The 9,663-nt window shown below is 57.4% G+C and carries 6 protein-coding genes and 1 pseudogene; 4 read left to right on the forward strand and 3 right to left on the reverse strand.

The window, feature by feature from the left end; genetic code table 11:
* Positions 1–50: 50 nt before the first annotated feature.
* Positions 51–530, forward strand: a complete 480-nt coding sequence (locus OFAG_RS05920; RefSeq protein ID WP_005877289.1) for a hypothetical protein — start codon at positions 51–53, stop codon at positions 528–530.
* A 140-nt stretch (positions 531–670) separates the two neighbouring features.
* Here OFAG_RS05920 and OFAG_RS05925 read toward each other — a convergent pair whose 3' ends face one another.
* A complete protein-coding gene (locus OFAG_RS05925) occupies positions 671–2,041 on the reverse strand; it encodes a KAP family P-loop NTPase fold protein (RefSeq protein ID WP_020994936.1) in 1,371 nt (456 codons plus the stop codon).
* 526 nt (positions 2,042–2,567) lie between these two features.
* Here OFAG_RS05925 and OFAG_RS05935 point away from each other — a divergent pair.
* From OFAG_RS05935 to OFAG_RS05955, 3 genes are all read left to right on the forward strand, one after another.
* Complete coding sequence (locus OFAG_RS05935) at positions 2,568–2,825, forward strand: hypothetical protein (RefSeq protein WP_005877285.1); 258 nt, start codon at positions 2,568–2,570, stop codon at positions 2,823–2,825.
* Between the two features lie 1,167 nt (positions 2,826–3,992).
* On the forward strand, positions 3,993–4,343 hold the full coding sequence (locus OFAG_RS05950) for a hypothetical protein (RefSeq protein ID WP_020994937.1): 351 nt from the start codon (positions 3,993–3,995) through the stop codon (positions 4,341–4,343).
* Positions 4,344–4,452: 109 nt separating this feature from the next.
* Positions 4,453–4,953 carry a hypothetical protein gene (locus OFAG_RS05955; RefSeq protein ID WP_020994938.1) on the forward strand — a complete coding sequence of 167 codons (501 nt, stop codon included), beginning with the start codon at positions 4,453–4,455 and terminating at the stop codon, positions 4,951–4,953.
* Here OFAG_RS05955 and OFAG_RS05960 read toward each other — a convergent pair.
* A complete protein-coding gene (locus tag OFAG_RS05960) occupies positions 4,950–9,332 on the reverse strand; it encodes an autotransporter domain-containing protein (protein WP_020994939.1) in 4,383 nt (1,460 codons plus the stop codon). The genes OFAG_RS05955 and OFAG_RS05960 overlap by 4 nt on opposite strands.
* An 82-nt stretch (positions 9,333–9,414) precedes the next feature.
* Positions 9,415–9,663: pseudogene (locus tag OFAG_RS05965) on the reverse strand (autotransporter strand-loop-strand O-heptosyltransferase); the annotation flags it as partial.

Below are 9,663 nucleotides of genomic sequence, written 5' to 3' on the forward strand. Positions count from 1 at the left end.
CGGCGGTGGCTGCCGGCGGACGCGATTCTTCAACAAACGGGATATCGACCATGCAGAAAATCATCAATGAAGCGGGAAAAAAAGCGATTGAAGCCTTCGTCAGGGAAAACCTTTCGGGGCGGGTCAGCGATGAGACCGTTCAGTCGTATATCGGGATGGCGGAAAGCCAGATGAAAATTCACGGAGGCTTGCCCAGTCTGGAAATTTCGATGTGTTTCTCCCTGACGGGAGAGCCGGAATATCTCGATCTGGAGGCAAGTGACGTCAGTTACAAAGACGCCATACTGGAAAATGCCGAAGAGCTGGCCGGCGTTTTCGGCGAGGAAATCGGGGCGCGTCTGGAAAAGGCCGGGTGGGTAAGGCGGGAGTCGGAATCGGGCGAATGCCGGACAGCGACGGTTTCAGCGCCTTATGACGGTTATCTGTTTTCCGTGACGGCTGTCAGCGCGTCCCCGGACGGGAAGCCCGCTTTTTACGAAGTGAAATGTCTGGGACGCGAGGCGTCTGGCGGGCCGGACGCTGCGGCATAAGGGCCGGTTTTGTTGCCCCTTGTCAATCTGTGGATAAGTTTTGGCGTATCCGGTGCGAAATGAGGGGAAAAAGCCGTTGATTGACGGCTTTTTCCACCGGAAAACGGAAGCATGAAGCGCCAGCCTTCAGGCTGTCATCGTCAGTCCGTAATCGTCAGGTCGAGGCTGCCGGCGATCATCCGGATCAGGTAGGCGATTTCTTCAAGCGATTCGATATAAAACGAATTCGGATCCAATACATCGGTCTGGAACTGGGTAATCACTTGCCGGTCTTGCAGGTGATTGGTCTTTTCGCTGTTGAAAAAACTTTGCAGCGCGCGGAAATAGCGGTCGGGCGCCATCGGCAGTTTCTGGCTGTCGGCCACGATTTTCGCCAGAAAGTCTTCGGAAATGAGTGCCAGCGTTTTCCGGTCGTTTTTCAAAAGGGCGCCCAGCCATTCGGGTTTTTTGATTTTCAGGACGATGAGAAACGTGGCAATGCCCTGTTCCGGCGGTTCGTCGGCCAGAATGTAGAGCGTGACGGCCCTGTCGATTTCCTGAAGCGTCAGCGGAACCAGCGCGGCCCATGCCGTCATCAGTTCGATGAAACGCTGGCGCTTGGGCGCGGCGATATCCAGACCATGCCGGGTGAAAATGCCGCCGATAAACGAGCGGATATGCGCCAGATGGGCGGTGTCGTTCGAGGGAAAGCGGGGCAGCGACAGGAAAAAGTCGATGAACTTGTGCAGATAGGCCCCCGCGTCCGTGTCCGAACCGTAAACGCTTTTGACGGCTTCATAGAGCTGGATGCGGTTGACGGGCAACACGAAAATCAGGTTGGGCATGTCGAAATAATGCCGGATTCTTTCCAGAAAACGGATGGCGAATGTCGGGCGGCACCGGTCGAGTTCGTCGATCACGATCACAATGGGTTTGTCGCAGGCCGCGACGATCAGGCCCAGTGTGGTGCGGAAATTGGCGAAAAGCGCTTTTTCTGCCGGCCAGGCTTTCAGGCGGTTGTCGATCCAGTTGACCGTATCGTCACTGGCCAGCTGGAAAGACGCTTTTCCGTGAGAGGCGTCGTGCGCGGCCTCTTTCGGGCCGGAAGGGCTTTGGGAAACCGTTTTGACGGCGGCAAGCCTGCCGGTCAGCGGCACCATGGCGTTCAGCAGGCGCGCCGCCTCGCTGCGGATCGCGTCGCCCGTGCCCTGCTCGTCTTCCAGCAGAAGCGCCAGCTCGGCTGCCACAATGAAAAAGGGGTCCAGTTCGTTGTTTTGCGCAAAGGCGTCGATGTAAACGACCGGATGGCCTTCCCGTTGCAGCCGGGCCGCCCAGTTTTTGGCAAACCAGGTCTTGCCTTCTCCCCATGACGCGTCGATGGCGATGACGGCGCCTTCCCTGACCCGGTTGATATACCCGGTCAGTTTGTCGGCCAGCCGGGTGCGCTCCAGCAGGTCGCCGGCAAAAGGGCGCGCGATTTCATCGAGAGCGTTGCCGGCGTGATGGGGGGCTGTCCGTGCGACACGATTCATGCGAGTTCTCCGTTGGGAAAATGAAAAGACAGGATGAACGGTTTTTGCAGCGATAACTTTACCCCAAAACCGGAAAAAAGGTGACAAAACCGGCCGTTTTTTATCCTTCTTTTCTGCCGGAAATCATCCGGATTTTCCGGAACCGGCCAAACCGGAAAAAACGGGCAGGCCGGAACGGGCAAAACAGGAAAAAACAGGACGCTTTTCTTTGTCGGGCCTGCCGGAAAGGCATGGCCTTGCCCCCTTTAAAACAGGCGGGCGCTGGCAACGCGCCGGGATCGTTTTTATGGCCGCGCTGGCCGGATTCCCGTGACGGCCTGCGCCAGGTTTTCCGAAGTGTCCGGCATCCGGACGGGCAAAGCCGCTTTTGAAGACGGTCCTCTTTGGCCGGATACTTGCCGGAACGGTTGAAAAATCCCGTTTCTTCCGTTTGCGGGACGGGGATGGCTCGCCGCTTCCCTGGAAACCGGCCGCTTTGCCTGTACAATAGCGCTTCGTCGAAATTGGAAAAAAAGGGGGTTTTGCAATGCGTGAACCGGATCAGCTGGGCGACAAATTCGTCTCGAAAAAAGTGCTTGAGGCGCTCGGTATTGCCGTACCTGAAGATGCGCTGGGTTTTTACGTGAAGGGAAAAACGCTTTATATCGAGGCGATGAACACGGAAGACACGCCCGCGGGACTGATGATCAATGTGGAACCGGTCGAAGTGCCCCTGACGGATGAACAGGTGAACCGGCTGAAAGAAGACGGATTGTACAGCAGCCAGGGATTCAGGCTGGGGTAAGGGCGCTGGCCGGGCAGATGCCGGGGCCGGGGACTTTTGGGGGAACGTCCGCGTGGGCTTTCCGGCCGGAAAACCGTTGCCGCAAGCGGTTTCCCGGCGAAGGGCTTGGTCGCCTGCCGTCCCCGGCAGAAAAAGACAGAGGGCCGGGACAATGGCCGGATCGACTGGCCGGAAAAAACCGTTTGCGGCAAAAGGGGGGTGAAAAAATCGTGCCGGGCCGGCAAACCGGCGGAAAACGGCTTCCCGGCCCGGTAAAGCCTGTCAAAAAGGACAGGTAACTTCATGCAAACGGTTTTTCCGTTCCCGGTTTTCCGTTCTTTCGGGAGCCCGGAAAGACGCGGTTTTGGCCGGACAGGGAAGGGGAGCGGGCGTGTGCAGGCGGGAAGCATACAGCGGGTCTGGTTTCCGGATAAACCGGACTGGATTTCCGGACAGTGTTTTCGCTCACCCTGCCGGATAAAAAGGCCTCTTGAATCGTTTGAAGACGGTTTTTCAGCCATGTGACCAGGGATTTTTTCCCGATCCAAAGCGGGATTTCCCGTCTTTTTCCTGCGGTTTTTCCCCGGCTTTTTACCCGAACTGTCCGGAAATCAAGCGGTTTTGCAAACCCGGCAAACCGGGGATTCATGCGGGTTTGAAGCCCTTTTTGACCTTTTTTGTCCATCCTGTTTCCAGCACCTCCCTGCTTGACGGCCGCGATCCCGGAAAGACCGGAGACGGGGCAGGAAAGCGTATGCCGGAAACCGGCAGGCCACTCCCCCTTCCGCACAGGCGTCGGACACGGCGGCTCCGGAGGGCCTTTTTTGCCGCGCGCGTGCCGTTTCCGGAAAAAACGGGTTTCCCTTTCCGGGGGGGTATCGCCATGCCGCGAAAGGTTCAGCGTATCCCGAAAGGGGCCGGAAACCGGAAAAAACAAAAAGCCCCTTTGGAGAGAAGGGGCTTTTCAGAGAGTAGATGCAATTGGTAAAGAGTGCGTTTTTGAATCTATGGCTTTTCAATTACGTCTCAGTGATAAACATTCTATCCGGATTTATTCTTCAAATAAACCATTAAAAAAGTGATTGTTTGTTCTGTTTTATTGAAGTGACGAAATGAAGCGTTTTCATTCCGGACAAAAAGCGCCATCCTGTTTTCCAAAAGGGCCTTGAATTTGTCGGTCAGGCGGACTTGGCACGCGGTTCCGGCGTCACCAAAAAGCGGGCGTGCGACCTGCCTGTCCGGTTTCGGGAAAACCTGCCGGATGGCATGGCGTTGAAACTCTTCGCTTTACTGGCCGTTCGACGTCAAAACGGATGTTTCCTGTACGAAAAGGGCCGGCGCGAACCTGACCGGATCGGCTGTTCGCCTTGGGTACGGGAAGATTTTTCCGTGGATGTTTCCTGCCGGATGGATCGGTTCGGGGAACAGGAAACAGGAACGCGGGAAGAGTCCGGTGTCCCCGATACGCGTGAATGGAAACCCCGATTACGCCATGCCGTGATGTGGGTGATCTTTTCCGGAAAAAGGGAGAAGGCGTGACGAATCGCCGTCTTGCCTTCCGGCAAAAAAAGGTATCTGTCCAGACGGCCGCGCAAAAACAGGCTCTCAGGCAATAGCTTTCCCCCTGTTAACCGGCATTGAGTTGACGATGGGCTTCGTTTTTTCCGACACCCTCGTTTTGGCGGCATTCCCCGTTCGGGGAAGCTTCTTTCGCCGGGCGGATTTTTTCGTTCTCCCGGCTTTAAGAGCCATATTGGTAAAAGGTTTCCGGCAGAAAACCGGACAGGCCATTCATGCATTCGATACGGGTCTTTTGATCGCCGGGAAAACGCCGTCCATCAAAACAGGACAACAGGCCCGACTGATCGGGCCGGCCCGGAAAACGCCGGAAACGCCGGAAACGCGGGAAAACCGGGAAAGCAGGAAAACGGAAAACGGAAAACGGAAAACGGAACGCAGGTTCGCAGGTTCGCAGGAAGGGAAACGGGTTTCCCGTTTCCCCTCCTTTTCCCGCCCCAAAAAGACTGCACCCACCCAAAAAGACGGCCGCCATGCGAAGGATGACGGATTTCACCGGGCGGCTGTCTCTTCGCTTGCCTCTTTAAGCCTCTGGCTGCCTCTTCAGGCTTTTTTCCCCGCTTTTCCCTAAAAGCGGATTTCCAGTTTGGCTTGCGCACCGTGGTCAACGGTGGCGTCTCCTATCAGGCCGTCGTAGCCGATGCTTAGGGTGGTGTCGGACCGGAGCGCGAATTCCGCGCCAAAGCGGATTTGCGCCGCGTCACGGTCGAGTTCATTGCCCCGGATACGGTAGTTTTCTCCTCCGCTGAAGTGCAGTTCGGTATTTTGACGGATGTTGCCCAAGGCGTGTTGCCAGGCGATGTCTCCGTACAGGTTGTGTTTTTTTCCTTCCGGTTTCCACTGCCCTTTCAGTCCCAGGCTCGCAAAGCCGATGTTTCCGTTTTGGCTTTGGCCTCCCAGTCGGCTGTCGGCGATGTTTTGGTTTCCTTTTTCATGGAAGCGGTCTGTTTTTATCCATTGCCAGTTGAGGCCAAGGTAGGGGGTCAGGACGGTTTGGCTGTTCAGTTCGAGGTCGTGTCCCGCCTGGAGGAAGGCTTGCGCTATCTGGCCGTGGTAGTCGGCCCGGTTTTCTCCACGCAGGGCGCCTGTTGCGATGTTTCTCCGGGTTTCGATGTCCAGCCAGCTGTAGCCAAGGCCTCCTTTCAGGTGTATGGGGCCCAGGTGGGTTTGGCCGTAGCCGATCAGCTGGAAGGTGTCGATGTCGGCTTCGCTGTTTCTCCGGCTCCGGGTTTTCAGTTCGGTTCTTTCGTAGCTGACCGCGATTCCCGCGGTGGTTTGTTTATGTCGGTACAGGTCGGCTCCCGCTATGAGGCCGAAGCCTTTGTTGTCGGTTTTCGCCGTGTTGTTGTCTCCTTTTTGTTTTCCGTCATGGCCCCACAGGTCGGCCCACAGGTGGCGGGACAGGTCAAGGTGGTTTTTTTCCTGTCCTGTCCGGTTTTCCGGATTGGTCGCTTCGCCTGTTTTGTCCAGGTGGCTCAGGACGGCGTTTCTCGCGTAGCGTGTGTTGGCGATCAGGGCGCTTTTCAGGTTGCCGTGGATTTCTCCTGACAGGTTGTCGTAGGCTTCTCTGGCCTGTTCCCTGTCCATGCTGACGATTTGGTCGTAGACGCTGTTGCCCGGGCCCAGTTTGTCTATGGCGCCTCCCACGTTGTTCTGGTTGGGGTTTTGCCCGGCTTCGTCAAAGCCGGTTTTGTTTCGGGTCAGGGTTAAGCTGATCGAGTTCGGGTCGCTGTAGTCGATTTGATGGTCGAGGAAGGCGAGGTTTTCCCGGATTTCCGTGAAGGTGCCTGATATGGTGTTGTCTGATTCAAGGAGGGTGTAGCGGGTCTGGTCGTTCCAGTTTCCGGCTCCGGCTTCCAGTTTCAGGATGGCGCCTGTTTCCAACGTGGTGTCGCTCGCGCGGATGTGGTCTCCTGTTCCGTCCGGGTTTCCGGTGAAGGTGTAGGCGCCTCCGCTGGTGATGGTGAGGTGGCCGACTGTCAGGTGGCCTTTGCCGATGGCGCCTCCGTTTTCGATGGTGACGGTTCCGGCGATGGTGCCGTAGCCGCCCAGGGTTCCTCCATCACGGGCGATGGCGTTGCCGGCCAGGCGGGCGGCGCTGTCGCTTTCGGTCTGGCCGATCAGGAGGAGGCCTCCCCGGACGGTGGTGTCGCCTGTGTAGGTGTTGGCGCCGTTCAGGCTTAAGGTGCCGCTGCCCTGTTTGGTGAGGTCGCCGGCTCCTTCGATGACATGGCTGACGGTGTAATCGAGGTTTTGGTCGAACAGGAGGGTTCCGCTGTTGTGTATGTTGGCTGCGCGGATGACGGGGGTTCCGGTGAAGGTGGTGGTGCCTTCGAGGTGTGCTGTGCGGGTGCCGTCTCCGGCTTGCAGGATGCCTCCGTTCAGGATGGTGTCGCTCAGTCGGGCGCCGTCGGCTGCGATGAGGGTGCCGCCATCGTTTAGGGTGGTCGCGCTGGCGGTTCCGCCGGTGCTGACATTCTGGGTGCCGCCGCTGTCGAGGATGGTGTCGATGGCTGACCCGCCGGCGCTGATGGTTTGCAGGCCTCCGCCGTGGATGGTGGTGCTGATGGCGGTTCCGTTAGCGCTGATGTTCTGGACACTTCCATCGTTCAGGATGGTGTCGATGGCGATTCCGTTGTTGTCGATTTCTTGGGTGCCTCCGCCGTAGATGGTGGTGCTGACGGCTGTCCCTCCACCGCTGATGTACTGGGTGCCTCCATCGTTCAGGATGGTGTCGATGGCTGACACGTTGCCGCTGAAGATGGTCTGTCTGCCGCCGCTGTGGATGGTCGCGCTGATGGCTGTTCCGGAGATGGAGACATACTGCCTGCCTCCACTGTTGACGATGGTACCGACAGCCGACCCGCCGTTGATGTTTTGCTGACCCCCGCTGTTGACGGTGGCTCCGATGGCTATCCCGCCGTTGCTGATGACCTGCACGGCATAGTAGTTGATGGTGGTACCGTTGGCTGTTCCGCCATCATTGACGTGCTGGTAGCTATTACTGTTGACAGTAGTGCTGATGGCTGTCCCGCTGTTGTTGACGTGCTGCCTGCCAAAGTTGTCGATAGAGAGGCCGCTGACTGTCGCGCCACTGTTGATGTTCTGGGTGCCGCCTCCGTCGAAGGTAATGCTATCGACGACGGCTCCGCTGCCGTTGACGTTCTGGACGCCTCCCAAATAGAGGAGGGTACCGGTCGCTGTCCCGCCGTCGTTCACGTTCTGGATGCTGGTGTTGCTACTAACGATGGTGCCGACGGCTGACCCGCCGTCGTTGACGTTCTGCGTACCCGAGCTGTTGACGGTGATGCCGCTGACTGTCGCGCCGCTATTGACGTTCTGGACGCCGCCTCCGTCGAAGGTGAGGTCATCGACGATGGCTCTGCTGCCGCTGACGTTCTGCACGCCTCCGCTTTTCAGGACGGTATCGGTCGCCGTCCCGCCGTCGTTTACGTTCTGCGTGCCGGTGTCGTCAACGGTGGTGCTGACGGCTGACCCGCCGTCGTTGACGTTCTGGGTGCCGGAGCTGTTAACGATGGTACCGCTGGCTATCCCGCCATCATTGACATGCTGGACGCCTCCGCTGTTGACAGTGGTGCCGGTCGCCGTCCCGCCGTCGTTGACGTTCTGGATACCTGTGTCGTCAACGATGGTGCTGACGGCTGACCCGCCGTCGTTGACGTTCTGCGTACCCGAGCTGTTGACGGTGATGCCGCTGACTGTCGCAGAATCGAGGATATTCTGGACACCTCCGCCGCTGAAGGTGAGGCCGTCGACGATGGCGTGGTAGCCGCTGACGTTCTGGACGCTTCCGCTGTGGAGGACGGTACTGATGGCGGATCCATTGGCGCTGATATTCTGGACGCTTCCACTGTGGAGGACGGTGCTGATGGCGGATCCAATGGCGCTGATATTCTGGACGCTGCTGTTGAGAATGGTGTTGCTGACTCTCGCATTGACTTGAATGTTCTGGACGCTGCTGTTGAGAATGGTGCCGACAACTATTCCGCCGCTGTAGACGATCTGCTCACTTCCGCTGTTAAGGGTAGTGTCGCTGACTGTCCCTCCCCAGATGGTTTGGCTGCCGTTATTGAAAATGGTGCTGACAACTCTTCCGCCATCGTCGACGGTCTGCTCACTTCCGCTGTTAAGGATAGTGCCGCTGGCTATCCCATTGTTGGAGATGTGTTGGGTACCTCCACTGATAACGGTGTTGATTGCCACCGCTCCGCGGTCGACGCTTTGGCCGCCTCCATTGATAATGGTATCGACTGCCGACCCGTTGTCGGAGACGGACTGGTAGCCAATATAGTTGGAGGTGCGATTGATGACGGTGCTGGTAGCTGTCCCTCCGCTGACGTTCTGACGGCCTCCATTGATAATGGTGCTGATGGCCGATCCTTCGGTGAAAACGTACTGAACGCCGCCGCCGGAGATGGTAGTGCTGACGTCGGTTCCTCCGCTGCTGACTATCTGCAAGCTTCCGCTGTAGATGGTGGTACCGCTGGCTATCCCGCCGTCGTTGACATACTGGGTACTTCTGCTGAGGACAGTACCGCTGGCTGTCCCGCCGTCATTGACATTCTGGGTACCTCCTCTGCTGACGATGGTGCCGCTGGTTACCCCGCCATCATTGACATTCTGGACGCCCGAACTGTTGATGGTGGTGCTGACCGCTATCCCCCCGACGTTGACATTCTGGGTATCGCCCGAATTGAGCGTTTGACCGGACACCGTCGAGTTTGACACGTCATACGTAGCCGCCATCGCAGGCGGCACGATATTCGGCGCCAGTACCGCCGTCAGCGTCAACAGGACTATGGCCTTTTTGACTCTCTCTTTCAGACCCGCGCTGTCTTCTCCCGTTTTCGCGTGCCCTTTCGCCAGTTCCGATACCGCGCTCCAGGTTTTTGTCTTTTCGTTATAGACGGTTCTGTAGTTCCTGTTCATGGCTTTCCCTCTTTCTTTCCCTGTTTTTTGTCTTTTCCTTTTTTCTCCGGCTTTCGCCTTTTTCTTTCGTTCGGGCTTTTTCCTATTGCCCTTCCTTGTTCGCTTCTTTTTTCACTTCCTTCCCCGAAAGGCCCCGGTCGTTCATCAGTCTTTTGATGTGCCCGATGACCTGTTGTCCTGTGATCAGGCGGGTGCATTCAAATTGCCGGTCTGTCCCTTTGTGTCTCGGACACCAGAAGTAGTCTTTGTGGTCGAAGTTTTCGTTGACGTCGTCCCAGCAACCGAAGCAGCCGTGGGTGTTGATGACCCGGTACGGGGTTTTGAATTCGCA

It is taken from the genome of Oxalobacter paraformigenes (genome assembly GCF_000158475.2).
Classification (GTDB): domain Bacteria; phylum Pseudomonadota; class Gammaproteobacteria; order Burkholderiales; family Burkholderiaceae_D; genus Oxalobacter; species Oxalobacter paraformigenes.

What these genes read in the sequence shown, in the direction of transcription:
- OFAG_RS05920 (WP_005877289.1), top strand. Translation starts at nt 51, where the DNA reads ATGCAGAAAATCATCAATGAAGCGGGAAAAAAAGCGATTGAAGCCTTC.
- OFAG_RS05925 (WP_020994936.1), bottom strand. Translation starts at nt 2,041, where the DNA reads ATGAATCGTGTCGCACGGACAGCCCCCCATCACGCCGGCAACGCTCTC.
- OFAG_RS05935 (WP_005877285.1), top strand. Translation starts at nt 2,568, where the DNA reads ATGCGTGAACCGGATCAGCTGGGCGACAAATTCGTCTCGAAAAAAGTG.
- OFAG_RS05955 (WP_020994938.1), top strand. Translation starts at nt 4,453, where the DNA reads ATGGGCTTCGTTTTTTCCGACACCCTCGTTTTGGCGGCATTCCCCGTT.
- OFAG_RS05960 (WP_020994939.1), bottom strand. Translation starts at nt 9,332, where the DNA reads ATGAACAGGAACTACAGAACCGTCTATAACGAAAAGACAAAAACCTGG.